We start from the raw sequence: 24,757 nt of genomic DNA, 5'->3' as shown, positions 1-24,757 counted from the left end.
CCATCGGGGATGAATCCCCTCCCACAGCCCCTCCATCAAGCCAGCCGACAGGGTCAGGCTGCCGGTGGGAGCGACTTCAGTCGCGATATAGCCCGCCGCCGAGTCTAGCCTTCCTCGTCGTCGGCCAGGTCGCGGCCGAAGCGACGCCACTGGGCCAGCGTCATCACCTCGGTGGTCTCGGTGCGCAGGTCGTGGGCGATGACCAGCTCGCCGCGCTCCAGCTGGCGCCGGAGCTCGACCACCCAGCCGCGCATGCCCTCGCCGGTGTCGGTGGTGTCGTAGCCCTGCCGGGTGACGAACGCCTCGAGCAGGGCGTCCAGCGTCTCGCCCGGCAGCAGGCGATGGGGCACTTCGACGAAACGTCCGCTCATGGTTCCTCCCCGTTTTCCCAGGCGGCGAGGCGCGTCAGAAAGGTCGCCTCGTCGAGCACCTCGACGCCCAGTTCCTCGGCCTTCCTGAGCTTGCTACCGGCGGCCTCGCCGGCCACCAGCGCCGCGGTCTTCTTCGACACGCTGCCGGCGACCTTCGCGCCCAGCGCCTGCAGGCGCGCCTTGCCCTCGTCGCGGGTCATGCTCTCCAGGGTGCCGGTAAGCACCCAGGTCTGCCCGGCCAGCGGCGTGGGCCGGGCCTCGACCTCGGCCTCCTCCCAGTGCACGCCGGCGTCGATCAGCGCCTGGATCGTCTCGCGATTGTGGGGCTGGCGGAAGAAGGTGTGCACATGGGCGGCGACGATGGGACCGACGTCCTCGACCGCCTCCAGTGACTCGCGGTCCGCCGCCATCAGCGCTTCGAGGGTGCCGAAGTGGCGGGCCAGGCCGGCGGCGGTGGCCTCGCCCACCTCGCGGATGCCCAGCGCGAAGATGAAGCGCGGCAGCGTCGTCGCCTTGGCCTTCTCCAGGGCGGCGACCAGGTTCTCCGAGGATTTCCGGCCCATGCGCGGCAGTTCGGCCAGCGCCTCGGCCTCGAGGTCGAACAGGGCCGCCGGGGTCTCGACCCAGTCGCGCTCGACCAGCGCCTCGATCAGCTTCTCGCCCAGGCCCTCGATGTCCAGCGCGCGGCGCGAGGCGAAATGCTTGAGCGCCTCCTTGCGCTGGGCGGCGCAGTAGAGCCCGCCCGAACAGCGCGCCACGGCCTCGCCGTCGAACCGCTCGATCTGCGAGTCGCACACCGGGCAGCGCTCGGGGAAGACGATCTCCCGGGCGTCGGCGGGATGCTCGCTCTCGATCACCCGCACCACCTGGGGAATCACGTCGCCGGCGCGGCGGATGGCCACGGTGTCCCCGATCCTCACGCCCAGGCGGGCGATCTCGTCGGCATTGTGCAGGGTGGCGTTGGACACCGTGACCCCGGCCACGCTGACCGGCTCGAGGCGCGCCACCGGGGTGATGGCCCCGGTGCGGCCGACCTGGAACTCGACGTCGTTGAGCCGCGTGGTCTGCTCCTGGGCGGGGAACTTGAAGGCGATCGCCCAGCGCGGGGCGCGGGCGACGAAGCCCAGTTCGCGCTGCCGGCGCAGGTCGTCGACCTTGATCACCGCGCCGTCGATGTCGTAGCCCAGCCCGTCGCGCAGCTCGCCGAGCCGTCGGCAGTAGTCGATGACGCCGCCGGCGCCCCGGACCACCTCGAGCCGGTCGTTGACCCGGAAGCCCCAGTCACGCAGCTGCGCCATCTGCTCGCTGTGGGTGGGAGTCTCGATATCGGCGAGGCTGACTGCCTGCTGCACGAGCTGGTAGGCGGTGAACTCCAGCGGCCGGGTGGCGGTGATGCGCGGGTCGAGCTGGCGCAGGCTGCCGGCGGCGGCGTTGCGCGGATTGGCGAATACCTTGTCGCCCGCTTCCCGCGCCCGGTCGTTCATCGCCTCGAAGGCATCGTGGCGCATGGTGACCTCGCCGCGCACTTCCAGCCGCTCGGGCCAGCCCCGGCCACGCAGCTTCAGCGGGATCGACCTGAGTGTGCGCAGGTTGGAGGTGATGCCCTCGCCGGTGCGGCCGTCGCCGCGGGTGACCCCGGTGGTCAGCTCGCCGTGTTCGTAGACCAGCGACACCGCCGCGCCGTCGAGCTTGGGCTCGCAGCAGAACGCCAGGTCGTCGGCGTCGGCCTCCAGGCGGTCGGCGGCTCGCCTGACGAAGGCCGCCAGCTCCGCCTCGTCGAAGGCGTTGTCCAGCGACAGCATGGGCACCGCATGACGGACCTCCGGAAAGCCCTCGGCGGGCCTGGCCCCGACCCGCTGGGTGGGCGAATCGGGGGTCACCAGCTCGGGGTGCGCGGCCTCGATCGCCTGCAGGCGGCGCAGCTTGCGATCATAGTCGGCATCGGTCAGCTCCGGCGCGTCGAGCACGTAGTAACGGTAGTTGGCGTCGTCGAGTTCGGTGCGCAGGCGCGCCGCCTCGTCAAGGATATGCTGGTCAGGCTGGGTCATGCGTTCCTGGGTCCCGGTCGAAGCCGAAGGGCTAGAAGCCCCATCGTGAAGGGGGTCTATCAGCAACGAGCCCCGTGATCGCTCACAGGGCTCGTGGCCTTTCTTTCAACTTGCAGCTTAACGCTCAGGTTACAGCTTAACCGCTCAGGTGGCCTGGGAACGATGCAGCCGGTGGCGGCGCTCGAACTCCTGCACCTGCTGGCGGGCGAACTCCACGGTCTGGGCGGTCATCACGCTGTGGTTCTCGTCCTTGAGCTCGCCACCGAGGTTGCGCACCACCACCATCGCCGTCTCGACCATCGCCTCGAAGGCGGCGGCGGAGTCCCGGGCGCCGGGCAGCGGCATCAGGAAGGTGATGCCGGGCGTGGCGTAGTCGTCCATCGTCTCGAGCGCGAAGGTGCCGGGCTTGACCACGTCGACCATGGCGAACTGCAGTGCGCTGTCGGCCTCTTCCGTCTCGTTGCGCAGGAAGATGCCCATGTCGCTGTAGCGCAGCCCGCAGGCCAGCATCAGCCGCAGCAGGTCGGTGCCGGCGAAGCCCTCGTCGTCGCGGGCCATCACGCTGATGACGATGACATCCTCGGCACGGCCCAGGGCCTCCCGGGCCCGCTGGGCGCTCACCGGGTGACGGCGCGCCTTCTCGACCACCGGGTGCGGCGTGACCACGTCGTCGCGCAGCGGGGCGTCCTCGGCGGCTTCGCTGGCGGCCGCCGGCGTCTCGGGCGCGGAGGACGCGACCTCGGCTTCGGGGGCCGGCTCGCGCTCGGGAATTGCCTCGGGCATCTCGAAGGCCGGCTCGTCGGCGGCAGCCTCGTGGGCCTCGTCATCCCGCTCGCGACGCTGGAACACGCGCTTCATGGAACGCGACAGGCCACCGGCCACATCGAACCCGCCACGCGGGGCCCGTGCCTCATCCTCGCCGTCCGCCGGCTCGGCGGCACGCGTCGGCGCGGCGTCGCGATGCGGCGCATCCTCCCGCTCGGCATGCAGGGGCATGGACACCGACGGCGCGTCGGCCGTCTCCGCGTCGCGCCGGGCCCGCGGGGTCTGGGCCGGCCGTTCGGCGTCAGCCTCGCGGGCGCCGGCGGCCTCGCGCTTCATGCGCGCGAACACCCGCGACGGCCCCGGGTGCTCCTGGCGCTCGAGGTCGGGCTTGGGCTCGACGGTCGTCTTCGATGCCGGACTGACGACCCTTGCCCCTCCATTGGGCAGCTCCCAGTTGACTTCGGCCCGGCGTGCGGCCTCTTCGGGGTCCACGATGTCCCGGTCGTCGTCCTCGACTTCATCGAGCCGGGGGACCTTGCGCTGGCGCTGCAGGCGGCGCACGCCATCGACGACGATGATCGCCACCAGAACCAGCCCCAGGATGATCAACCACTCTCTTAGTTCCATGGGTCGTCTTGCCTGTTTGGTAAGGCGCAATGCCTAGGTATTCACCTCGTCACTAGCATAGCGCGATTGACAAAAAAAAGGCCACTTGCACGGGAAAGTCAAGACTTCCCCGTGGCCTGCGCAATCGCCCTTCATTTCCCTGCCGGCGAAACACGATTGTCGAACGCCGGGGGCCGGATCATTGGCGTCACGCCTCGGCCAGTTCGGCGGCTTCCTCGACACCGACCGCCACCAGCCGCGACACCCCCGGCTCCTGCATGGTGACCCCCATCAGCCGATCGGCGGCCTCCATGGCGATCTTGTTGTGCGTTATGTAGATGAACTGCACGCTCTCGGCCATGTCCCTGACCAGTCTGGCATAACGGCCGACATTGGCGTCGTCCAGCGGCGCATCGACCTCGTCGAGCATGCAGAACGGCGCCGGATTCAGCTGGAAGATCGCGAACACCAGCGACAGCGCCGTCAGCGCCTTTTCCCCGCCGGAGAGCAGGTGAATGGTGCTGTTTTTCTTGCCCGGCGGGCGCGCCATGATCGCCACGCCCGTCTCCAGCAAATCCTCGCCGGTCAGCGTCAACCACGCCGTTCCGCCGCCGAAAACCCGCGGAAAAAGTTCGCCGAAACCGGCGTTGACCCGTTCGAAGGTTTCCTTGAAACGGGTGCGGGTTTCCTGGTCGATCTTGCGGATCGCCCGCTCCAGGGTCTCCAGCGCCTCGCCGAGCTCGGCATGCTGCGCCTCGAGATAGTCGCGCCGCTCGGCCTGCTGGTCGTATTCCTCGATGGCGGCGAGATTGATGGCGCCCAGCCGGCGAATCCGCTCGCCCACCGTCTCGAGCCGGTTCTGCCAGGCCGATTCGGTGGCGTCGGGATCGAGCGCGGCCTCCAGATCGGCGGCCCGATGCCCCAGTTCACTCAGCGCCTCGTCCTGGGCGTCGGCCTTGAGCTTGAGCGCCTGCACCTGCATGCGCCCCTCTTCCAGCCGCTGACGGATGCCCTCCAGGTTGCGCTCGTGCTGCTGGCGGGCCAGCTCGGTCTCGCGCAGCGTCTCGCCGAGCTGCGCGGCCTCGTCGCGGCAGGCGTTGAGCGCACGCTCCTCGCGGGTGCGGCGGTCGAGGAGTTCCTCGAGCTGCTCGCGCTCCTCGTCCTGCGGTTCGCGCAGCGTCTCGCGGCCGGCTTCCAGCTCGGCACACTTTTCCTCGAGCCGGGTGCGGGTCTCGTCGCCCCGACCGCGCTGCTCGAGCAACCCGGCGCGTTCGGTACGCAGCCGCTGGTCCTCGAGCGCCAGCTGCTGTGAGCGCTCCTGCAGGGGACGCAGCTGGGCACGGCGCCCCGCCAGCGCCTCCTGGGCCTCGCGGCGGCGCCGGTCGAGCGCCTCGCGCCGCTCGCTGCCGGCCTCGAGCGCTTCCATGGCCGCCTGCCAGCGCTCCCGGGCGCTCTCCAGCTCGAGCGCCTGTGTCTCGCGCTGCTCCTGAAGACCCGCGATCTCCTCGGCGAGTTCCCCATGTCGCCCCTCGACGTGGGACAGTTTAGTTCCCAGATTCGCCTCGGCCAGTGCCGTCTGCTGGCGCTGCTCGGTCAGTTCGCGCTCGCCGACGCGCACCTGCTCCAGGGCCTGCTCGAGCTCGGCGTCCCGGGCCTGCAACGCCTCGAGGCGCTGCGCGCAGGTCTCGAGCCGCGCGGCGACCGCCTCGAGTTCCTCGCCCGCCGCCTCGCGGCGCTGGCGCTGGGCGATCACTCCGGCCTCGCCGTCCTCGAGGCCGAGACGCCGTGCCCAGCCATGGCCCAGCCACAGGCCGTCGGCGGTGATCACGCTCTCGTCGGGGGCCAGCGCGGGCAGGCGGGCCCAGGCGGCCTCCGGATCGTCGGCACAGTGCACCCGCGCCAGCAGCGCGCCGGCCACGCCGGCGCCCCCCGTCTTCTCGGCCAGGGTGCCCGGTGGCGGGCTCCCGGCGTCGGCGGCGATCAGCGCGAGCTCGCCACTCTCCAGCCCGCGGGCGAGAGCCTCGCGGGGCAGCTCGGGCAGCAGTCGCGCGTGCAGCCAGGCCCCCAGCACCCAGGCGACCAGCCGCTCCCAGCCCGGCGCGACCTGCAACCGCTCGGCCAGGCGCGGCGCCCGCTCGAGCCCTTCCCGGGCCAGCCAGTCGTTCAGCGCGGCGTCCTGGTCGTCGAGGCCGGCGGCGATCAGGGCGTCCAGCGAGGCGATCTCGCCCTGCAGGCGGCTGCGGCTCTCGCGCTGGGTCTCGCGCTCGGCCTCGGCCGCGCGCAGCGCCTCTCGACCCGCGTCACGCTCGGCCTGCAGGGCATCGCTCCGGGCCTCCAGTGCCTCGAGCTCGAGGTCGATGTCGGCCAGTCGTTCGGCGAGTTCCTCGCGACGCTCGCGCAGCGCGGCATCGTCGGGCAGCTCGGCCAGCTGCTGGCGGCGGCGCTCGATCTCGCGGCTCCGGGCCTCGAGCGCCTGCTCGTGATGGCGCACGCTGTCCTGGGCACGCTCGGCCTCGTGGGCGGCCTGGCTGTCGCGCTCCTGAAAGTCCTGCCATTCCGCCTGGGCGGCCTCGTTGGCGGCCTCGGCTTCCTCCAGGGCGGCTTCCAGCTCGGCCAGCGACTCGGCCACCGTCTCCTGCTCGGGCCCCAGGGTCTCCAGCCGTTCGTCGAGCTGGCTCAGCCGCTCGCCGTCGGACTCGCCGAGGCGGTCCAGCTCGGCCAGCTCGCGCCGTGCCGACTCGATCTCGCGAACCAGCTGCTGCTCCTGGTGGCGGGCGTGCTCGAGGCGCTGCTCGAGCCGGGCGATGGCCGCGCCGGTCTCGTAGAAGCGCGCCTGATGGCCCTCGAGCTGCTCGGCCAGGCGATCGTGCTCAAGGCGCGCCTCCTCCAGGCGGGTCTCGCACTCGCGCTGGCCGAGGATCTCGCGCTCGACCTGGGTCTCGAGCTCGCGCACGCGGGATTCCTGCTCGGTCTGCTGCGCACGCAGGGCACGACCGCGCAGCAGCGCCAGCTCGCCCTTGAGGCGATGCTCCTCCTGCTTGAGAGTCTGGTAACGGCGCGCCGCCTCGGCCTGGCGCTTCAAGCGCTCGAGCTGCTTGTCGAGCTCCTCGCGGATGTCGTCGAGGCGTTCGAGGTTCTCCTGGGTGCGGCGCATGCGATTCTCGGTCTCGCGGCGGCGCTCCTTGTACTTGGAGATGCCGGCGGCCTCCTCGAGCGTCGAGCGCAGCTCCTCGGGACGCGCCTCGATCAGCCGCGAGATCATGCCCTGGCCGATGATCGCGTAGGAGCGCGGCCCCAGCCCGGTGCCCAGGAACAGGTCGGCGATGTCGCGGCGACGGCACTTCTGGCCGTTGAAGAAGTAGGTGGACTGGCTGTCGCGGTTGACCTGGCGCTTGACGGCGATCTCGGCGTACTGGGCGTAGGGCCCGCCCATGCTGCCGTCGCGGTTGTCGAAGAGCAGTTCGATGGAGGCCTGGCCGACCGGCTTGCGCCCGGTGGAGCCGTTGAAGATGACGTCGGTCATCGACTCGCCGCGCAGGGTCTTGGCCGAGGACTCGCCCATCACCCAGCGCACCGCATCGATGACGTTGGACTTGCCGCAGCCGTTGGGGCCGACGATCGCCGTCATGTTGCCGTCGAAGGGCACGGTCACGGGGTCGACGAACGACTTGAAGCCGGCCAGCTTGATCGATTTGAGACGCATGCGCTGCGGGAGGCCCTCGTTGCCAACGGTCGAAGTTGGCCAGAGTCTACCCAACCGACCGGCACGGCCCAAGCGCTGATCGTGCGCGAGCGCTCACTCGACGACGTGGTCGATGCGCAGGGCCTGCACGGGCGTGTCATCCGCCAGCGTCACCGGCCCCAGCCGGCCGACCAGGTCGCCGGGCCGAGGGGCGGCCTGCCCCTGCTGCGAGACCCGCCCCACCAGGCGTACCCGGTCGACCGCGGAGAGGCGCGCACGGGACGTCATGGCGTCCGCATCGTCGAGGGTGACGGTACGCGGCAGGTCCGCCACCCGCAGCCGTTCGACGGCCAGCGGCGGCAGCTTGCCGTCGACATCGCGCGCGACCACGAACACGCTGGCGTCGGGCGCGACACGCTCGCGTAGATTGTCGGCCAGGCTGACACGGACCCGCAGGCTCGCGGTGCTGCCGCTGCCCTCGCCTGCCCGGCCCGACTCCCCCTGACGCTGCCGGGCGATGGCGATGCCGCGCTGGAGCGCCGCCACCGCGGCCTCGTCGTCATAGCCGGCGCTGGCCCGTCGCCAGTAGTCGATGGCCTGGTCGTAGTGCTGCCGGTCGAAGGCCGCCACGCCGAGCAGGCCCAGCACGATCGGCTGGCGCGGGTCCCGGGACAGGGTCTCGTCGATCAGCGACTGGACCTCGTCGGTCAGGGTGCGCCCGGCGGCGAAGAACTCGAGCTGTGCCAGGCGGGCCAGCAGCTCGGGACGCCGCGACGTCAGCGCGATGGCCCGGCGCAGGCTGGCGATCGCCTTGTCGAGCCGCCCGGCATCGCGATAGAGCGGCGCCAGCGTCAGCCACACCTTGGGGTTGCCGGGCTGGCGCTCGGCCTGGGTCTCCAGGCGCGCGACGAGCTCGGCGGGCGTGGCGCCGGGCGCATGGCGCACCGACTGGATGGCCGTGTACAGCGCCAGGTCGCCCACGGCGCCCTCCTCGCGATAGAGTCCCAGGCTGCCCGCCACCAGCCCCGCGGCCAGGACGAACACCAGCCACCGTCCGCTGCGTGGCGAACGCCGAGGCGAACGCCAGCGCGGCGATGCGCTCTCGCCGGTGTCGTCGAGCAGGCCGCGCTCGAGCGCCAGACGCTCCTCGGCGTAGCGCTCGGCATCCAGTTCGTCGCGCTGTCGGGCCGCATCGAGCCGCGCCAGGCGCCGGCGATAGGCCGCCACGTTCTCGGCCGTGTGGGCGGGGTCGTCGACAGGCGCCCGCTCGAAGCGGGCCCGCCACAGCGGCCGGCACACCAGCCACACCGCCGGCAGCAGCATCAGGCTCAGCAGCAGCCACAGCACGATCATGAGCGGTCCTCGCGGTCGAGCAGCGCATCCAGCCGCCGGCGCTCCGCGGCATCGAGCGCTCGGGGCGCCGTCCGGCGCCGCACCCGCCAGGCCAGGATTACGCCGCCCAGCCCCACCAGCAGGAAGGGCCCGCCCCACAGCAGCCAGGTCCGCGGCGACAGGCGCGGGCGGTAGAGCACATATTCACCGAAGCGCTGCACGAGAAAATCCTGGATCTCGCGATCGCTGCGCCCGGCCTCGAGCATCGCGGCGACGCGTTCGCGCATGTCCGCGGCGATCGGCGAGGCGGAGGCGGCGATGGTCTCGTTCTGGCACTTGGGGCAGCGCAGCTGGTGGGTCAGCGTCGTGTAGCGCCGGGCGAGCTGCGGATCGTCGAAGTCGCGCACCTCGATGGTCGCCGCCGCGGCCACGCCCAGCAACACCGTCAGCAGCCCCGCCAGCAACACCGTCCGGATCAGTCGTCGCGCCATCGTTGCACCCGGGGCAGGATTTCCTGCTCGACATTCTCGGGCCGGATAGCACCCGTGTGGTGATAGCGAATGATGCCGTCGCGGTCGACCAGGAAGCTCTCCGGCGCGCCATAGACGCCGAGATCGAAGCCCAGGGTCCCGTCCGGGTCGAACAGGTTGACGGCAAAGGGATCGCCCAGCGTGTCCAGGAACTCCGTGGCCGCTTCCCGGGTGTCCTTGTAGTCGACCCCCACCAGCCTCACGCCCTGCTCGGCGAGCGCCATCAGCTGCGGCATCTCCTCGCGGCAGGTCGGGCACCAGGCGCCCCAGACGTTGACCAGGGTCACCTTGCCCGCCAGCAGCGAGGCATCATGGCGAACGTCCGGGTCGGCGACGGTCGCCAGCGAGAAGGCCGGAAATTCACGACCGATCAGCGCCGACTCGCGGCCGACAGGATCGTGGTTCAGCCCACGGTAGAGAAAGACCGCCAGCCCCGCGAACAGCACCAGCGGAACCAGCAGCAGCAGACGTCGCGTCATGATGTCACCCCCTCGTCGTTGCACCGTTGCGCCCCGCGGCCGCGACGATAGCGGCGATCGGCCACCGCCAGCACGCCCCCGGCGGCCATCAGCGCCGCGCCCAGCCACAGCCAGCGCACGAACGGCTTGTACTGAATACGTAGAGCCCAGGCCCCATCCCCCAGGTCCTCGCCCATCGCCACGTACAGATCCCGCAGCAGGCCCGGGCGCAGGGCGACGTCGGTCATCGGCATGCGCCGCGCCAGGTAGAGACGCTTCTCGGGATGCAGGGTGAACCGCCTCTCGCCGTCGCGACTGACGTCGAGGGTCGCGACATCGGCGACGAAGTTGGGCCCGCGCCGCTTGTCCAGCGAGCGCAGGGCGAAGGTGTAACCGGCGAGCTGGACCCGGTCGCCGACCGCCATTCGCACGTTGCGTTCCACGTTGTAGTTCGAGACCACCGTCACTCCGACGATGGTCACCGCCAGCCCCAGATGCCCGAGCTGCATGCCCCAGTAGGCCGGTGCCAGCCGCCGCAGTCCGGCACCCGGCGAGCGGGCGTGGCGCAGCTTGTCGAACAGGTCGCGGGCCAGCGACAGCACCAGCCACAGGGCCAGCAGCAGCCCCAGCGACACCCCGGGATTCCAGCGGCCGTGATAGACGAGCGGCGCCAGCGCGGCGAGCACCACCGCACCCAGCGCCGCCCCGGCCAGCCGCCGCCACAGCTCGCGAGCCGGCATGCGCTTCCAGCGCGCCACCGGCCCCAGCCCCATGAACAGGCACAGCAGTGCCGTCAGCGGCACGAACAGGGCGTTGAAGTACGGCGGACCGACGCTGACCTTGCCCAGCCCCAGGGCGTCGAGAATCAGCGGGTAGAGCGTGCCCAGCAGCACCGTGACGGTCATCACCACCAGCAGGATGTTGTTGACCAGCAGCAGCGCATCGCGGGACAGCCAGCCGACGGTGACGGCCTGGGAGACCCGCGGCGCACGCAGGGCGAACAGGGTCAGCGCGCCGCCCACGGTCAGCCCCAGCAGGATCAGGATGAAGGCGCCGCGTGTCGGGTCGTTGGCGAAGGCGTGCACCGAGGTCAGCACCCCGGAGCGCACCAGGAAGGTGCCCAGCAGCGACAGCGAGAAGGTGAAGATCGCCAGCAGCACCGTCCAGCTCTTGAAGCTGCCGCGCTTCTCGGTCACCGCCAGCGAATGCAGCAGCGCGGTACCCGCCAGCCAGGGCAGCAGCGAGGCGTTCTCCACCGGGTCCCAGAACCACCAGCCGCCCCAGCCCAGCTCGTAGTAGGCCCACCAGCTGCCCAGCGCGATGCCCACGGTGAGAAACGCCCAGGCGACGTTGGTCCAGGGGCGCGCCCAGCGGGTCCAGGCAGCATCGATGCGGCCCTCGAGCAGTGCGGCAATGGCGAAGGCGAAGACCACCGAGAAGCCCACGTAGCCCATGTAGAGCATCGGCGGGTGGATGATCAGGCCGACATCCTGGAGCAGCGGGTTGAGGTCGGCGCCCTCGCCGGGGACGTTGGGCAACAGCCGCGTGAAGGGATTGGAGGTGAGCAGCACGAACAGCAAAAAGCCGCTGCCGACCAGCCCCATCACGCCCAGCACGCGCGCCATCAGGGCCGCGGGCAGGCGCCGGGACAGTCCCGCCACGGCGCATCCCCAGCCGGCCAGCATCAGGCACCACAGCAGCATCGAGCCCTCGTGGCTGCCCCACACCGCGGTGGCCTTGTAGTACCAGGGCAACTGCGAGTTGGCGTTGTTGGCGACATAGGCGACGCTGAAGTCGTCGAGCAGGAAGCTCGCCATGAGGCTGGCGAATGCCACCAGCAGGAAGGCGAACTGGCCGAGCGCCATGGGCCGGGCGTAGGCCATCCACAGCGGACGCCGGGTCGCCGCCCCGGCCAGCGGCACCCCGGCCTGGATCAGCGCCATCATCAGCGCCAGGATCAGGGCGAAATGGCCGACTTCCGGGATGAACGGGAGAAGCATGCGACGGCTCCGGGCTACTCGGTGCGCCGATAGTCGGCGGGTGACTTGCCGGCCGCCGCGAGCGCGTCGGCGACTTCCGGCGGCATGTAGTTCTCGTCGTGCTTGGCCAGCACCTGATCGGCCTGCAGGACGCCGTCGTCGGCCAGCCTGCCGACCACCACCACGCCCTGCCCCTCGCGGAACAGGTCGGGCAGGATGCCCTGATAGGCGACCTCGAGCGAGGCCTGGAAGTCGGTCACCGTGAAGGTCACGGCCAGGCTGTCGGCATCGCGCGCCACGCTGCCCGTCTCGACCATGCCCCCGGCACGGATCTGGCGGCCGACCGGCGCCTCGCCCGCGGCGACCTGCGACGGGCTGAAGAAGAGATTGATGTTGCTGCGCAGGGCGTAGCCCAGCAGGCCGGCGGCCACGGCCGCCAGCACCATCAGCGCCAGCAGCACGCCCAGGCGGCGCCTACGCGCGGGCGTCATGGGAACCTCGTGGGACGGCCTTCCGTGGGCACGGCCTCCCGTGGGGCGGCGTCCGCCGCCGCGCGCCGCTGCCGACGGCGCAGCTCCCGCAGCCGGCGACGATGCTCGGCCACGGCCTGCAGGCCGCCGCCGACCAGCACCGCCAGGGTCACGCCCCAGGCGGGCCAGACGTAGGGGGCATAACCGCCCATGTTCAGGAATGCGTTCAGCGACTCGAAGGCCATGGTTGTCTCGCGGTGCGACCGCGCGGGTCAGGGGTGACGGCTACCGAATACCACAAGTGTATACATTTATCGGCTTTAAAGTGTATACAACCATTGTCGCCATTTTTGATCAAGCCCAGGCCGACTCGGGGCTATTGCCGATAGATGAACCATGACTCGGGCTGGGCCGACGGCGTCCTCGTCAAAGCCAACGGCGATGCCCTGCCGGCCGACCGCGGCTGGCAGCGACCGCCCCGATCAGCTCCCCAGCTCGAGCACCCAGCGCTTGCGTCCCTCGCGGCGCAGGATCTCGCTGCGCGTGCGGGTCAGCGTCAGCGCGACGAAGTAGGCGTAGAAGCCGAGCACCATCACCGCCAGCGGCAGCCACATCTCGGCGGGCATCGCCGGGCGCTGGGTCAGGGTGAAGGTGGCCGGCTGGTGCAGGGTGTTCCACCAGTCCACCGAGTACTTGATGATGGGGATGTTGATCACGCCGACCAGGGTCAGCAGCGATGCCGCCCGGGCGCCGCCGTCACGGCTGGCGAAGGCGCCGCGCAGCGCGATGACCCCCAGGTAGAGAAACAGCTGGATCAGCATCGAGGTCAGCCGCGCATCCCACACCCACCAGGTGCCCCAGGTGGGCACGCCCCACACCGAGCCGGAGAACAGCGCCACGCCGGTCATCGCCGCGCCGAACGGCGCGATCACCGTGGCCACCATGTCGGCGAGCTTGATGCGCCAGACCAGGAAGATCGCCCCGGCCACGGCCATCAGCACGAAGCATGACTGGGCGAGGATCGCCGCCGGCACGTGCACGTAGAGGATGCGAAAGCTGTCGCCCTGCTGGTAGTCGGCGGGCGCGAAGAGCAGCGCCCAGACACTGCCCGTGCCCAGCAGCAGGGCCGCCAGCGCCCACAGCCACGGCTGCCAGCGTCCGGCGATGGTGTAGAAGGTTCTGGGCGAGCCCAGACGATGAACGACGTCCCACATGAGCGTGTTACCTCACCCGTGAATACTGATTCGCAGGGCGCCGGCGATCGCCCACGGCGCCAGCATCAGCGCCAGGGCCAGCTGGGCGCCCAGCATGGCCAGTGCCGGCGCGACGTCCCCGCCCATCGCCGCGGCCTGGACGGCGCCGGACCCGAAGATCAGCACCGGAATGGTCAGCGGCAGCACCAGCAGCGACAGTAGCACGCTGCCTCGCGCCAGGCCCACGGTCAGCGCCGCCCCGATCGCCCCGATCAGGCCGAGCGTGGCACTGCCCAGCGCCAGCGAGGCCGCCAGCACGCCGTAACTGCCCGACGGCAGCGACAGCAGCAGCCCCAGCAGCGGCGCCATCAGCGCCAGGGGCAGCCCCGTCAGCAGCCAGTGCACCGCCACCTTGGCCAGCACCAGCGCCGCCAGCGGCTGGGGCGCGAGCAGCAGCTGCTCGAGGCTGCCGTCCTCGTGGTCGCTGCGGAACAGGGCGTCCAGGGAGAGCTGGGTGGCCAGCAGCGCCGCCACCCACAGCAGCCCGGGGGCGATGGCGGCGAGCTGCTCGGGCACCGGCGAGATGCCCAGCGGAAACAGCGTGATGACCAGGGCGAAGAAGGCCGGCGGATTGACCAGGTCACCGCGGCGCCGCAGCGCCACGGTCAGGTCCCGGCGCAGTGTCGCCAGCAGGGCCGGCCCCAGGCCGGCGACGGAGGTTCGGGGTTGCATCAGTCGCCCGCCTTGCTCAGGTCCACCCGGGTCAGCGCCCCGCGTGCGTGCAGTTCATGATGGGTGGTCAGCAGCACCGCGCCGCCGGCCGCCGCATGGTTCCAGAGGGCGTCCTCGAGCGCCGCCACGCCCTGACGATCGATGGCCGTGAACGGTTCGTCGAGAATCCACAGCAGGCGCGGCGAGAGCGTCAGCCGCGCCAGGGCGATGCGCCGCTGCTGCCCGGCGGAGAGCTGGGCCGCCGGCACCTCCTCGAAGCCGGCCAGCCCCAGGACCTCGAGCGCGGCCAGGCGCGCCCGGTGACTGCCGGATTCGCCGTGCAGGGCCTGATACCAGGCGAGGTTCTCGAGCGCATTCAACGCCGGCTTGATGCCCGAGGCATGGCCCAGATAGAGCAGGTTGGCGAGAAAGGCCGGACGGGCCCGGCGCAGCGACACGCCGTTCCAGTGCAGCTCGCCGGCCTGCAGCGGCAGCTGGCCGGCGAGCAGCTTGAGCAGCGAGGTCTTGCCGCTGCCGTTGGGTCCCTCGATTCGGACCACATCCCCGGGGCCGACGCCGAGATCGAGATCGCGAAACAGCCAGCGATCGTCGCGTTCGCAGGCCAGCCCCCGGGCCTCGAGACGAAATGTCACGGCGTCCTCCCGCACGAATTCGCCGGGCACTTTACCCCGAAAGCGCCGTTGGCAGCCAGCCGTGAAGCGGCGTTTGCCGCCCCTGCCGCGCTTGCTATGATGCTCTGGCCCCCGGGCATCCGCGCCAGTACCGGCGCTGGCCCGGCCCCACGTCGCAGCCGATGGAGACGGTCATGCAGTCCGCCCAGCCGCACTACCTGCAACGCCTGCCCAACCTGCCCCTCAACGACGGCGCCTGGGAGGCGGTCGACGCCACCGACCTGGTCGAGGTGCCGCTGCTCGGCCAGGTCGCCGCCGGGCTGCCGATCGAGGCCTGCCCCGATCGCGACAGCGTGTCGATTCCCGCACGCATGGTGCGCCGCAACACCTACGCCCTGCGGGTGCGCGGCAACTCGATGATCGACTGCAACATCCACGACGGCGACATCATCATCATCGAGCGCCAGGAGAGCGCCGAGAACGGCGAGACCGCCGTGGTGCTGATCAACGATCAGGAGGTCACCCTCAAGAAGCTCTACATCGAGAAACGCGGGGTGCGCCTGCAGCCGGCCAACGCCGCCATGCCGCCGATCTACCTGAAGAACGACGACATCCAGGTGCTGGGGCTGGTGATGGGCGTGATGCGCCGCTCGGAGGTCGCCGCCTGATGGCGTATCCGATTCCCGACCTCGCACCCGATGCGGTGCATCGCCACGAGATCGAGATCGAGCGCAGCCGCTTCATCGCCTGGCTGTGCCATGCCCCGGACAGCGCGGCCTTCGAGCGGCTGCTGAGCGCGGCCCGCGCGCACTACCCGGACGCCAGCCACCACTGCAGCGCCTTCATCGCCGGTCCGCCCGGCGAGCAGACGGCGATCGGCTTTTCCGACGACGGCGAGCCCGGCGGCACCGCGGGCCGCCCGATGTTCCAGGTGCTCGACGGCAGCGGCATCGGCCAGATCGGCTGCGTGGTCACCCGCTATTTCGGCGGTACCAAGCTCGGCACCGGCGGGTTGGTGCGGGCCTATTCCCGGGCGGTGCAGCAGGCGCTGGCGGACCTGCCGCTGGCGAGCTTCACGGCGCGCCGCCCGCTGCGCCTGCGCGTCGATTTCGCCGGCGAGGCCGAGGCCCGCGGCTGGTTCGACGAACGGGCCGTGCCCGTCGAGCAGGCGGACTACGCCGCCGATGGCGTGGTGCTCACCGTCGGCTGGCCCAGCGAGTCGCCCGTGGAGCTGGCCGAACTCGAGTCCCGCCTCAAGGGACGCCTGAGCCTGCTCGAGGCCCCCTGAGCCCTCCCCGGCACGGTACACTCGATGCTCCCGCCGGGCAGGCATCGCCTGCTAGACTGTCGCGCCCAGAGGTTGCGGCAGGAGGCACTCGCCGGTGCAGGCATTACGTTACCCGGGCCGGATCGGCCTGGCCCCCATGGAAGGCGTCATCGACGCCGTCACGCGCGATCTGCTCACCCGCGAGGAGGGGCTGGACTGGACGGTCACCGAATTCGTGCGCGTGGTCGACGCGCGCCTGCCGCCGCGGGTCTTCTACAAGCACTGCCCGGAACTGCGCCAGGCGCGCGTCGTCACCCCCGCCGGCATTCCCGTTCACCTTCAGCTGCTGGGTTCCGACCCGCAGGCCCTGGCCGCCAACGCCCGCCAGGCGCTCGCGCTCGGCGCCACCAGCCTCGACCTGAACTTCGGCTGCCCGGCCAAGACCGTCAATCGCCATGACGGCGGGGCCAGCCTGCTGCGCGACCCGCACCGGGTCGAGCGCGCCGTCGCCGCGGTGGCCGGCGCCGTGGAGGGCGCCATCCCGGTGACCGCCAAGATCCGCCTGGGCTTCGCCGACAAGCAGCTGGCTCTGGCCTGTGCCCGGGCGGCGGAAGACGGCGGCGCCCGCCATCTGGTGGTGCATGCGCGCACGCGCAACGAAGGCTACCGGCCGCCCGCGCACTGGGAGTGGATCGCCCGCATCCGGGCGCAACTGACGATTCCGGTGATCGCCAACGGCGACATCTGGACCCTGGCCGACTACTGGAAGGCCCGCAGCCTTTCCGGCTGCGAGGACGTGATGCTGGGCCGGGCCGTGCTCGCCGACCCACTGCTGCCACGCCGCATCCGCCACTGGCAGCGCACCGGCGAGGGTCTGCCCGCCACGCCCTGGCAGGCCCGTGCCGAGGTGCTGCACCGCTATGCCGAGCGCCAGCGTCAGCACCTGCCGGAGCGGGTCGTGGTGTCGCTGCTCAAGCAATGGCTCAACATCATGCGCGGCCGCGATGCCGAGGCGGCCCGGCGCTTCGCGACCCTGCGCCGCGAGACCCGGCTGGACGCCTTCCTCGCCGGGCTGCGGGCTCCCGGCGACGAACCGGCCCCGGAGCGGCGCGAGGCGGCCCCGCTGGCCTGCTGACGTCCGTCCGAGAGGGAACGCCGGCGCGCCGGGACGCCGGGACGCCCCGGGAGAGGCGCACAAAAAAGAGGCACGTCGACAGGAATCGACGTGCCTCGAGACGACCGCCACGGGGTAACCGGCTCGCGACGCCAGCAGGCCCCAAGCTGCCAAGGAAAACACGATGACCAACGAAATCCGCCCTCCCGGCAGGGAGGGCGGATGGGATTCTGGCGCGCCCGGGAGGATTCGAACCTCCGACCACCTGATTCGTAGTCAGGTACTCTATCCAGCTGAGCTACGGGCGCTCATTACCGTCTTCACATGTTGAATGGCGGAGAGAGAGGGATTCGAACCCTCGATAGGGCTATAAACCCTATACTCCCTTAGCAGGGGAGCGCCTTCAGCCACTCGGCCACCTCTCCCTCATCAACACGGCGCGTAGATTACCGATTTTGTTGGGCCCTGTCCACCCTGGCGGCAATTTTTTCTGTCATCGGTCCGGCGGCGGGGCAGTGCAACGGGCTCCCTGGTGCCCCGAGAAGTCGAAGATGCGGGGTAACGCCGATCATGCCGTCTGACTCGCGACTCCCCCGCTCCCGTCAGCTCTCGACCTCTCCACTGTCGCTTTCCGTCCTCTCGCGCTGAATGCGTTGATAGATTTCCTCGCGATGCACGGACACGTTCTTCGGTGCGTTGACGCCGATTCGGACCTGATTCCCCTTGACCCCCAGTACGGTGACGGTAATTTCGTCACCGATCATGAGCGTCTCGCCGACTCGGCGGGTCAGGATGAGCATGGCTGATCTCCTTTCAGACTTCTTCCAACGGGGTGCGCAACAGCTATGGTCCATAGAAGAAGCGCGGCGCTGATTATGCGCCAAACGCTCCTTGCGGGCCAACAACGCGGCCAATGAGACATCATCACCACGTTGAATGAAAGCCCTGCTACGGACCCTTGTGTATCCTTACACCCCTACAGCGTAGAACCTCTTTCGGGTCCTATGCATGGCTCACTCGCTTTCCACGCGATCCTTGTCGAGTCCGAAGGCGTCATGCAGGGCACGAACCGCCAGCTCCATGTGCTTCTCGTCGATCACCACCGAGATCTTGATTTCCGAGGTGGACACCATGCGGATGTTGACGTTCTCTTCGGCCAGCACGCGGAACATCTTGGAGGCGACACCGGCATGGGAGCGCATGCCGACCCCGACCAGCGAGACCTTGGCGATGTTGTCGTCGGCGCGCAGTTCCCCCTCGCCCAGCGCCGGGATCACCTCATTCTGGAGAATCCGCTGGGTCTGCTTGAAGTCACTCTTGGCGACGGTGAAGGTGAAGTCGGTGTAATTGCCGGTCGGCGCCACGTTCTGGACGATCATGTCCACTTCGATATTGGCATCGGCGATCGGGCCGAGAATCTTCGAGGCCACCCCCGGGATATCCGGCGTGTTGAGCAGGGTCAGCTTGGCTTCATTGGCCGTGAAGGCGATACCGGAGATCAGCGGTTCTTCCATGGAATCCTCTTCTTCATCTGAATCAGCGACGATCAGGGTGCCGGGGCCATCCTCGAAACTGGACAGCACGCGCAGCGGCACATTGTACTTGCCGGCGAACTCGACGGCGCGAATCTGCAGGACCTTGGAGCCGAGACTGGCCAGTTCGAGCATCTCCTCGACGGTGATGCGCTCGAGGCGCCGGGCCCGGGAGCAGACCCGCGGGTCGGTGGTGTAGACGCCGTCGACATCGGTGTAGATCTGGCACTCGTCGGCCTGGAGCGCCGCGGCCAGCGCCACCCCGGTGGTATCGGAGCCGCCGCGCCCGAGGGTGGTGATGTTGCCCTCCTCGTCGACGCCCTGGAAGCCGGCGACGACCACCACCTTGCCGTCGTCAAGGTCCTCGCGCATCTCGTCGGTCTCGATGCGCTGGATGCGCGCCTTGGTGTGGGCGCTGTCGGTGAGAATGCCCACCTGCGAACCGGTGTAGGAGGTCGCCGGCACGCCCAGCTTGTGCAGGGCCAGGGCCATCAACGAGATGGTGACCTGCTCGCCGGTGGAGACCAGCATGTCCATCTCGCGCGGGGTGGGCTCGTCGTTGATCTCGTTGGCCAGCCCGACCAGCCGGTTGGTCTCGCCGCTCATCGCCGAGACGACGACCACCACCTGATGGCCTTCGTCACGGAACCGCTTGACTTTCTCGGCCACGGCCTTGATGCGCTCGACCGAGCCCACCGAGGTGCCACCGAATTTCTGTACGTATAGCGCCATGAGTTGCCTATCCGTGTTGGAACATGAATGGAAAACCCTTCGCCGGCCGGAGCCTACGGCCCCGACCATGAGAAAGGGCCGGTGACATCCTGCCACGCGGCCATTGCGAAACGCTCAGCCCAGTTGCTGGGCGACCCAGTCGGGCACACCGGCCAGGGCCGACGGCAGGGCCTCGGGGCGACTGCCCCCGGCCTGGGCCATGTCGGCGCGCCCGCCGCCCTTGCCGCCGACCTGCCCGGCGACATGATTGACCAGCGCCCCGGCCTTGACCCGCCCGGTCAGGTCATCGGTGACCCCGGCGATCAGGCTGACCTTGCCGGCGTCCGCATCGGCCACGCCGAGCACCAGGATGCCGGAGCCCAGCTTGTTCTTGAGCTGATCCATGAGGGTGCGCAGCTCCTTGCCGGAGACCCCCTCGAGCTGCCTGGCCAGTACCTTGACGCCCGCCACCTCCTGGACCTCGGCAAGCACGTCGTTGCTCGCCGCGCTGGCCAGCTTGGCCTTGAGCCGCTCGAGCTCCTTCTCCATCGCCCGGTTGCGCTCGAGCAGGGCGTCGACCCGCGACTCGACCTGCTCGGGCTTGGCCCGCAGACGCTCGCCGATCCGCGCCAGGCGGGCTTCCTGCTCCCGGAAGTAGGCCAACGCGCCCTCCCCGGTGACCGCCTCGATGCGCCGCACGCCGGCGGCGATGCCGGTCTCGGCGAGGATATGGAAGGCGCCGATGTCGCCGCTGCGGGCCACGTGGGTGCCGCCGCACAGCTCGACGGAGAAGCCGTCGCTGCCGATGGTCAGCACCCGCACGTCCTCGCCGTACTTGGCCTCGAACAGCGCCGCGGCACCGCGCGCCCTGGCCTCGTCGAGCGACATGTGCTCAATGCCCGTCGCGGCATTGGCGAGGATCTCGCGATTGACGATGGCCTCCACCTCGGTGAGCTGCTCGGCGCTCAGCGCCTCGAAATGGCTGAAGTCGAAGCGCAGCCGCTCGGCGGTCACCAGCGAGCCCTTCTGCTGGACATGCTCGCCCAGCACCCGCTTGAGTGCCTCGTGGAGCAGGTGGGTGGCCGAGTGGTTGCGCATGGTCGCCGCTCGCAGCGAGGCGTCCACCCGCGGCGCGACATGACCGCCGACCTCGAGCACGCCCTCGACCATCACCCCATGGTGCAGGTGATGCCCGGCCTGCTTCTGGGTGTCGGTCACCTGGAAGCGCGCGCCGTCGGCCTCGAGATAGCCGGTGTCGCCGGCCTGCCCGCCCGACTCGCCGTAGAAGGGCGTGCGATCGAGCACCACCACGCCCGTCTGCCCGGCCTCCAGCGCCGCCAGCGCATTGCCCTCGCCATCGACCAGGGCGGTGATGCGGGCCTCGTCCTCGAGCCGGTCGTAGCCGGTGAAGGCGGTCTCGCCCTCCACCTCGATCGCCGCGCCGTAGTCGGCGCCGAACTGGCTGGCCGCCCGGGCCCGTTCGCGCTGGGCCTCGAGCTCGCGCTCGAAGCCGGCCTCGTCGAGGGTCACGCCGCGCTCGCGGCAGATGTCGGCGGTCAGGTCGAAGGGAAAGCCGTAGGTGTCGTAGAGCTTGAAGATGGTCTCGCCGGCCAGCACCTCGCCGTCGAGCTCCGCCAGCGCCGCCTCGAGCAGGCCCATGCCGTGATCGAGGGTGCGCGCGAACTGCTCCTCCTCCTTGAGCAGGACCTTCTCGATCTGCTCGCGGGCCTTGCTCAGCTCCGGATAGGCCTCGCCCATCTCGGCGTCGAGCGCCGCCACCAGCCGGTGGAAGAACGGCTCGCGGGCACCCAGCTTGTGGCCGTGGCGCACCGCGCGACGGATGATCCGGCGCAGCACGTAGCCGCGCCCCTCGTTGGAGGGCAGCACGCCATCGACGATCAGGAAGGCACAGGAGCGGATATGGTCGGCGATCACCCGCAGCGAGGGCGTGGTGATGTCATGGTGGCCGATGACGTCCGCCGCCGCCTTGAGCAGGTTGGCGAACAGGTCGATCTGGTAGTTGGAGTGCACGCCCTGCATCACCGCGGCGATGCGCTCCAGGCCCATGCCGGTGTCGATCGACGGCTTGGGCAGCGGCGTCAGGGTACCCGCGGCATCGCGATCGTACTGCATGAACACCAGGTTCCAGATCTCGATGTAGCGATCGCCGTCCTCTTCCGGGCTGCCGGGAGGGCCGCCCCACACATCGGGACCGTGATCGAAGAAGATCTCCGAGCTCGGGCCGCAGGGGCCGGTGTCGCCCATCTGCCAGAAGTTGTCCTCGTCGAGCTTCGAGAAGCGCTCGGGATCGACGCCGATCTCGTCCTTCCAGATGCGCTCGGCCTCGTCGTCGCTGACATGGACGGTGACCCACAGCTTGTCGGCCGGCAGGCCCAGACGCTCGGTGAGGAAGGTCCAGGCAAAGCGGATCGCCTCGCGCTTGAAGTAGTCGCCGAAGCTGAAGTTGCCCAGCATCTCGAAGAAGGTATGGTGGCGCGCGGTGTAGCCGACGTTGTCCAGGTCGTTGTGCTTGCCGCCGGCGCGCACGCAGCGCTGGGCCGAGGTCGCGCGGACGTAGGGGCGCGGATCGCGGCCAAGGAAGACATCCTTGAACGGCACCATGCCGGCATTGGTGAACAGCAGGGTCGGGTCGTTCTCCGGCACCAGCGAGCTCGACGGCACGATGGTGTGGCCCTGCTCCTCGAAGAAGGCCAGAAAGGCCTGTCTGATATCTGCGCTTTTCATAGCAAATCCGTGGCAATGTGCGTTAGGGCGCTGCGGCCATGGCAGTCACTCGACGCCTCGACACCGAACGTGCGCGAAGCGAGCCGGAAGATGACGGGAACAGGCCGCCCTGAGCCGTCGCAAGGCGCTCTAGTATAACGCGTTCAGCGGGGGACTAAAGACGCGGCCGTCAATGGCGGCGCAAGAGAGCACCGGTGCCGTCGCCGGGTCGGTGGGGAAAAGAGAGGAGACGGGAAAGGGGCAGGCAACCTCGGAAACCGGGTCTGCCCGCCACCGGGGGGATCAGGTCTCGCGCCAGGCATGAGCCAGGGCGTGATGGACCTGACCGGCATCGAAGCCGCGCCCGGCCAGGAAGCGCTGGCGTCGCGCCCGCTCGCGGGGCCCGTCGCCGGGCCCGTCGAAGCGCTTGGCCAGCACCTCGCAGGCCAGCGCCTGCCAGTCGCAGCCGGCCTCGTCCAGGGCCGCGCCGATCAGTTCGCCATCCACGCCGCGCCGGCCGAGTTCGGCGCGGATCTTGACCGGCCCCTGGCCGCGCTGGATGCGGCTGCGCACGAAGTGCTCGACGAAGCGCGCGTCCGACTGCAGCCCCTCCTCGGCCAGCCGGGCGAGGGCCGCCTCGACCGCCGCCGGCTCATGGCCCCTGGCGGTCAGGCGGGTGCGCAGCTCGGCGGCGGCGTACTCGCGACGCGCCAGCAGGCGGATGGCGTCGTCGCGCGGCGTGGCAAGCGAATCCGGGGTCATGACGGCCGCCTAGATGAGTTCGTCACGATCCTCGAGCGGTGCCTCGACCGCTTCGGCCTCGCCTTCCTTGGCCTTGGGTTCCGGCGTGTTGAGCAGCTGGGCGCGGATCTGGCTCTCGATCTCCTCCATCACCGCCGGGTTGTCCTCGAGGTACTGGGCGGCATTGGCCTTGCCCTGGCCGATCTTGCTGCCCTGGTAGCTGTACCAGGCGCCCGCCTTGTCGATCAGCTTGCACTGCACGCCCAGATCGACCACCTCGCCGGCATGATAGATGCCCTTGCCGTAGAGGATCTGGAACTCGGCCTGGCGGAACGGCGGCGAGACCTTGTTCTTGACCACCTTGACGCGGGTCTCGTTGCCCGTCACCTCGTCGCCCTGCTTGACCGAGCCGGTACGGCGGATGTCCAGACGCACACTGGAGTAGAACTTCAGCGCGTTGCCGCCGGTGGTGGTCTCGGGGCTGCCGAACATCACGCCGATCTTCATGCGGATCTGGTTGATGAACACCACCATGCAGTTGGCGTTCTTGATGTTGCCGGTGATCTTGCGCAGCGCCTGGGACATCAGGCGGGCCTGCAGGCCGACGTGGGAGTCGCCCATCTCGCCCTCGATCTCGGCCCGCGGCGTCAGGGCCGCCACCGAGTCGACGATGATCACGTCGACCCCGCCGGAGCGCACCAGCATGTCGCAGATCTCGAGGGCCTGCTCGCCGGTGTCCGGCTGCGAGACCAGCAGGTCGTCGATGTTGACGCCGAGCTTCTCGGCATAGCTCGGGTCGAGGGCGTGCTCGGCGTCGATGAAGGCGCAGGTCTTGCCCTGCTTCTGCGCCTCGGCGATCACCGACAGGGTCAGGGTGGTCTTGCCCGAGGACTCCGGCCCGTAGATTTCCACCACGCGACCGTAGGGCAGCCCGCCGATACCCAGCGCGATGTCCAGCCCCAGCGAGCCGGTGGAAACGGCCGGCATGGCCACCCGGGGCGCGTCGCCCATGCGCATCACGGCACCCTTGCCGAACTGGCGCTCGATCTGGGACAGCGCCGCGTTGAGCGCCTTGGTGCGATTGTCGTCCTGTGCCATGAAAGGCCTCCTGAAAACGCGTGAAAGCAGCACCGGCGACACGGGCGGAAGGGCCGCGAACCGACGCCTGCCGGACACTGTATGATTGACCAGTATTATGACGAAAAAAACCGCCTCCGCCTATCCCTCCAGCGTCCACTTCGCACCGCTTTCGGCAGCGGTCAGCGCCTCGATCAGCCCGGCCAGCGCCCGGTGCACGGCCTGCTCGCGAACGGCCCGGCGGTCGCCCGCGAAGTGGCGGCATTCACTGCGACAGGCCCGGGCGTCACCCCAGGCGAACCACACCGTGCCGACCGGCTTGTCGGTGCTGCCGCCGCCGGGGCCGGCGACGCCGCTGATCGCCACCGCCAGGTCGGCACCGCTCTCATGGCAGGCCCCGGCGACCATCGCCTCGACGGTCTCGCGGCTGACCGCGCCCCGCTCGGCGAGGGTCGCTTCCGGCACGCCCAGCAGTCGCTGCTTGGCGGCGTTGGAATAGGTGACATAGCCGGTCTCGAAGTACCCCGAGCTGCCGGCGATATCGGTGATGGCGCTGGCCACCCCGCCGCCGGTACAGGACTCGGCGGTGGTGATCATCACGCCCCGCTCCAGGCAGAGCCGCTGCAGGCGCTCGGCGAGCGCCCGGGTCGTCTGTTGCGACAGCATCCGTCCGTGATTCACCGTATCACGTCTCCCTGTGCATGAGCCGTCAGCTTAGCAGAAGCCGCCACGCCCGTGCCCCGCCCTGGCGGCCTGTGGACCCGCTCGTCGACTGCGCTAGAATGGCCGGCCACGATCGCCGTCTTCGACGGAT

General features: G+C 69.9%; 22 protein-coding genes and 2 tRNA genes. 3 read left to right on the top strand and 21 right to left on the bottom strand.

Features of this window, described 5'->3' with window-relative positions; all coding sequences use genetic code 11:
* Window positions 1-104: 104 nt before the first annotated feature.
* The 13 genes from G7A98_RS11210 to ccmA all read right to left on the bottom strand — a co-directional run bounded on the left by G7A98_RS11210 (window position 105) and on the right by ccmA (window position 14,798).
* Window positions 105-371, bottom strand: coding sequence for a YheU family protein (locus G7A98_RS11210; protein WP_163649763.1), 267 nt, complete (start codon window positions 369-371; stop codon window positions 105-107).
* A complete protein-coding gene (gene ligA / locus G7A98_RS11205; RefSeq protein ID WP_163649762.1) occupies window positions 368-2,419 on the bottom strand; it encodes an NAD-dependent DNA ligase LigA in 2,052 nt (683 codons plus the stop codon). Before ligA ends, G7A98_RS11210 begins: the two co-directional genes overlap by 4 nt.
* Before the next feature lie 144 nt (window positions 2,420-2,563).
* Window positions 2,564-3,811, bottom strand: coding sequence for a cell division protein ZipA C-terminal FtsZ-binding domain-containing protein (locus G7A98_RS11200; RefSeq protein ID WP_163649761.1), 1,248 nt, complete (start codon window positions 3,809-3,811; stop codon window positions 2,564-2,566).
* A gap of 187 nt (window positions 3,812-3,998) precedes the next feature.
* Window positions 3,999-7,493 (bottom strand): chromosome segregation protein SMC, encoded by a 3,495-nt coding sequence (gene smc / locus G7A98_RS11195; RefSeq protein WP_163649760.1) that lies wholly within the window; start codon window positions 7,491-7,493, stop codon window positions 3,999-4,001.
* Window positions 7,494-7,586: 93 nt separating this feature from the next.
* A complete protein-coding gene (gene ccmI / locus G7A98_RS11190; protein WP_163649759.1) occupies window positions 7,587-8,825 on the bottom strand; it encodes a c-type cytochrome biogenesis protein CcmI in 1,239 nt (412 codons plus the stop codon).
* Window positions 8,822-9,295, bottom strand: coding sequence for a cytochrome c-type biogenesis protein (locus G7A98_RS11185; RefSeq protein WP_163649758.1), 474 nt, complete (start codon window positions 9,293-9,295; stop codon window positions 8,822-8,824). The genes ccmI and G7A98_RS11185 overlap by 4 nt, the downstream gene beginning before the upstream one ends.
* The gene (locus G7A98_RS11180) at window positions 9,280-9,813 is read right to left on the bottom strand and encodes a DsbE family thiol:disulfide interchange protein (RefSeq protein WP_163649757.1); all 534 of its coding nucleotides are present in this window, start codon (window positions 9,811-9,813) and stop codon (window positions 9,280-9,282) included. Before G7A98_RS11180 ends, G7A98_RS11185 begins: the two co-directional genes overlap by 16 nt.
* Window positions 9,810-11,792, bottom strand: a complete 1,983-nt coding sequence (locus G7A98_RS11175) for a heme lyase CcmF/NrfE family subunit (protein WP_163649756.1) — start codon at window positions 11,790-11,792, stop codon at window positions 9,810-9,812. The genes G7A98_RS11180 and G7A98_RS11175 overlap by 4 nt, the downstream gene beginning before the upstream one ends.
* A 14-nt stretch (window positions 11,793-11,806) precedes the next feature.
* Window positions 11,807-12,262 carry a cytochrome c maturation protein CcmE gene (ccmE, locus tag G7A98_RS11170; protein ID WP_163649755.1) on the bottom strand — a complete coding sequence of 152 codons (456 nt, stop codon included), beginning with the start codon at window positions 12,260-12,262 and terminating at the stop codon, window positions 11,807-11,809.
* Window positions 12,259-12,486, bottom strand: coding sequence for a heme exporter protein CcmD (gene ccmD / locus G7A98_RS11165; protein ID WP_163649754.1), 228 nt, complete (start codon window positions 12,484-12,486; stop codon window positions 12,259-12,261). Before ccmD ends, ccmE begins: the two co-directional genes overlap by 4 nt.
* A 237-nt stretch (window positions 12,487-12,723) precedes the next feature.
* Window positions 12,724-13,455: a heme ABC transporter permease gene (locus tag G7A98_RS11160; protein ID WP_163649753.1), complete on the bottom strand. Its 732-nt coding sequence runs from the start codon at window positions 13,453-13,455 to the stop codon at window positions 12,724-12,726.
* Between the two features lie 12 nt (window positions 13,456-13,467).
* Window positions 13,468-14,166 (bottom strand): heme exporter protein CcmB, encoded by a 699-nt coding sequence (gene ccmB / locus G7A98_RS11155; protein ID WP_163649752.1) that lies wholly within the window; start codon window positions 14,164-14,166, stop codon window positions 13,468-13,470.
* Window positions 14,166-14,798, bottom strand: coding sequence for a cytochrome c biogenesis heme-transporting ATPase CcmA (gene ccmA, locus G7A98_RS11150; RefSeq protein WP_163649751.1), 633 nt, complete (start codon window positions 14,796-14,798; stop codon window positions 14,166-14,168). The genes ccmB and ccmA overlap by 1 nt, the downstream gene beginning before the upstream one ends.
* 173 nt (window positions 14,799-14,971) lie before the next feature.
* Here ccmA and G7A98_RS11145 point away from each other — a divergent pair, with 173 nt between their 5' ends.
* From G7A98_RS11145 to G7A98_RS11135, 3 genes are all read left to right on the top strand, one after another.
* Window positions 14,972-15,445, top strand: a complete 474-nt coding sequence (locus tag G7A98_RS11145; protein WP_163649750.1) for a LexA family transcriptional regulator — start codon at window positions 14,972-14,974, stop codon at window positions 15,443-15,445.
* Complete coding sequence (locus G7A98_RS11140; RefSeq protein ID WP_163649749.1) at window positions 15,445-16,065, top strand: YigZ family protein; 621 nt, start codon at window positions 15,445-15,447, stop codon at window positions 16,063-16,065. The genes G7A98_RS11145 and G7A98_RS11140 overlap by 1 nt, the downstream gene beginning before the upstream one ends.
* A 136-nt stretch (window positions 16,066-16,201) precedes the next feature.
* Entirely contained in the window at window positions 16,202-17,179 is a 978-nt protein-coding gene (locus tag G7A98_RS11135) for a tRNA-dihydrouridine synthase (protein WP_163649833.1), read from the top strand.
* Between the two features lie 210 nt (window positions 17,180-17,389).
* Here G7A98_RS11135 and G7A98_RS11130 read toward each other — a convergent pair.
* From G7A98_RS11130 to G7A98_RS11095, 8 genes are all read right to left on the bottom strand, one after another.
* Window positions 17,390-17,466, bottom strand: a tRNA-Arg gene (locus G7A98_RS11130).
* A 24-nt stretch (window positions 17,467-17,490) separates the two neighbouring features.
* Window positions 17,491-17,583, bottom strand: a tRNA-Ser gene (locus G7A98_RS11125).
* A 177-nt stretch (window positions 17,584-17,760) separates the two neighbouring features.
* Window positions 17,761-17,958, bottom strand: a complete 198-nt coding sequence (csrA, locus tag G7A98_RS11120) for a carbon storage regulator CsrA (RefSeq protein WP_163649748.1) — start codon at window positions 17,956-17,958, stop codon at window positions 17,761-17,763.
* A 213-nt stretch (window positions 17,959-18,171) separates the two neighbouring features.
* Window positions 18,172-19,422 (bottom strand): aspartate kinase, encoded by a 1,251-nt coding sequence (locus G7A98_RS11115; RefSeq protein ID WP_163649747.1) that lies wholly within the window; start codon window positions 19,420-19,422, stop codon window positions 18,172-18,174.
* Window positions 19,423-19,536: 114 nt separating this feature from the next.
* Complete coding sequence (alaS, locus tag G7A98_RS11110; protein ID WP_163649746.1) at window positions 19,537-22,146, bottom strand: alanine--tRNA ligase; 2,610 nt, start codon at window positions 22,144-22,146, stop codon at window positions 19,537-19,539.
* A 282-nt stretch (window positions 22,147-22,428) separates the two neighbouring features.
* The gene (locus G7A98_RS11105) at window positions 22,429-22,887 is read right to left on the bottom strand and encodes a regulatory protein RecX (RefSeq protein WP_163649745.1); all 459 of its coding nucleotides are present in this window, start codon (window positions 22,885-22,887) and stop codon (window positions 22,429-22,431) included.
* Window positions 22,888-22,896: 9 nt separating this feature from the next.
* Window positions 22,897-23,964: a recombinase RecA gene (gene recA, locus G7A98_RS11100; protein ID WP_163649744.1), complete on the bottom strand. Its 1,068-nt coding sequence runs from the start codon at window positions 23,962-23,964 to the stop codon at window positions 22,897-22,899.
* A 120-nt stretch (window positions 23,965-24,084) separates the two neighbouring features.
* Entirely contained in the window at window positions 24,085-24,609 is a 525-nt protein-coding gene (locus G7A98_RS11095) for a CinA family protein (protein WP_163649832.1), read from the bottom strand.
* Window positions 24,610-24,757: the final 148 nt, after the last annotated feature.

Source organism: Modicisalibacter sp. 'Wilcox' (assembly GCF_010993675.1).
Taxonomy (GTDB): Bacteria; Pseudomonadota; Gammaproteobacteria; order Pseudomonadales; family Halomonadaceae; genus Modicisalibacter; species Modicisalibacter tunisiensis.
This window is presented reverse-complemented; position numbering and strand designations above follow the sequence as displayed.

Excerpts from the sequence above, each read along its gene's own strand:
- G7A98_RS11185 (WP_163649758.1), bottom strand. The coding sequence starts at position 9,295 with ATGGCGCGACGACTGATCCGGACGGTGTTGCTGGCGGGGCTGCTGACG.
- ccmE (WP_163649755.1), bottom strand. The coding sequence starts at position 12,262 with ATGACGCCCGCGCGTAGGCGCCGCCTGGGCGTGCTGCTGGCGCTGATG.
- ccmD (WP_163649754.1), bottom strand. The coding sequence starts at position 12,486 with ATGGCCTTCGAGTCGCTGAACGCATTCCTGAACATGGGCGGTTATGCC.
- G7A98_RS11200 (WP_163649761.1), bottom strand. The coding sequence starts at position 3,811 with ATGGAACTAAGAGAGTGGTTGATCATCCTGGGGCTGGTTCTGGTGGCG.
- ligA (WP_163649762.1), bottom strand. The coding sequence starts at position 2,419 with ATGACCCAGCCTGACCAGCATATCCTTGACGAGGCGGCGCGCCTGCGC.
- G7A98_RS11175 (WP_163649756.1), bottom strand. The coding sequence starts at position 11,792 with ATGCTTCTCCCGTTCATCCCGGAAGTCGGCCATTTCGCCCTGATCCTG.
- ccmB (WP_163649752.1), bottom strand. The coding sequence starts at position 14,166 with ATGCAACCCCGAACCTCCGTCGCCGGCCTGGGGCCGGCCCTGCTGGCG.
- G7A98_RS11140 (WP_163649749.1), top strand. The coding sequence starts at position 15,445 with ATGGCGTATCCGATTCCCGACCTCGCACCCGATGCGGTGCATCGCCAC.
- G7A98_RS11160 (WP_163649753.1), bottom strand. The coding sequence starts at position 13,455 with ATGTGGGACGTCGTTCATCGTCTGGGCTCGCCCAGAACCTTCTACACC.
- G7A98_RS11115 (WP_163649747.1), bottom strand. The coding sequence starts at position 19,422 with ATGGCGCTATACGTACAGAAATTCGGTGGCACCTCGGTGGGCTCGGTC.
- G7A98_RS11210 (WP_163649763.1), bottom strand. The coding sequence starts at position 371 with ATGAGCGGACGTTTCGTCGAAGTGCCCCATCGCCTGCTGCCGGGCGAG.
- recA (WP_163649744.1), bottom strand. The coding sequence starts at position 23,964 with ATGGCACAGGACGACAATCGCACCAAGGCGCTCAACGCGGCGCTGTCC.
- G7A98_RS11180 (WP_163649757.1), bottom strand. The coding sequence starts at position 9,813 with ATGACGCGACGTCTGCTGCTGCTGGTTCCGCTGGTGCTGTTCGCGGGG.
- G7A98_RS11135 (WP_163649833.1), top strand. The coding sequence starts at position 16,202 with ATGGAAGGCGTCATCGACGCCGTCACGCGCGATCTGCTCACCCGCGAG.
- csrA (WP_163649748.1), bottom strand. The coding sequence starts at position 17,958 with ATGCTCATCCTGACCCGCCGAGTCGGCGAGACGCTCATGATCGGTGAC.
- G7A98_RS11105 (WP_163649745.1), bottom strand. The coding sequence starts at position 22,887 with ATGACCCCGGATTCGCTTGCCACGCCGCGCGACGACGCCATCCGCCTG.
- G7A98_RS11095 (WP_163649832.1), bottom strand. The coding sequence starts at position 24,609 with ATGCTGTCGCAACAGACGACCCGGGCGCTCGCCGAGCGCCTGCAGCGG.
- G7A98_RS11145 (WP_163649750.1), top strand. The coding sequence starts at position 14,972 with ATGCAGTCCGCCCAGCCGCACTACCTGCAACGCCTGCCCAACCTGCCC.
- alaS (WP_163649746.1), bottom strand. The coding sequence starts at position 22,146 with ATGAAAAGCGCAGATATCAGACAGGCCTTTCTGGCCTTCTTCGAGGAG.
- smc (WP_163649760.1), bottom strand. The coding sequence starts at position 7,493 with ATGCGTCTCAAATCGATCAAGCTGGCCGGCTTCAAGTCGTTCGTCGAC.
- ccmI (WP_163649759.1), bottom strand. The coding sequence starts at position 8,825 with ATGATCGTGCTGTGGCTGCTGCTGAGCCTGATGCTGCTGCCGGCGGTG.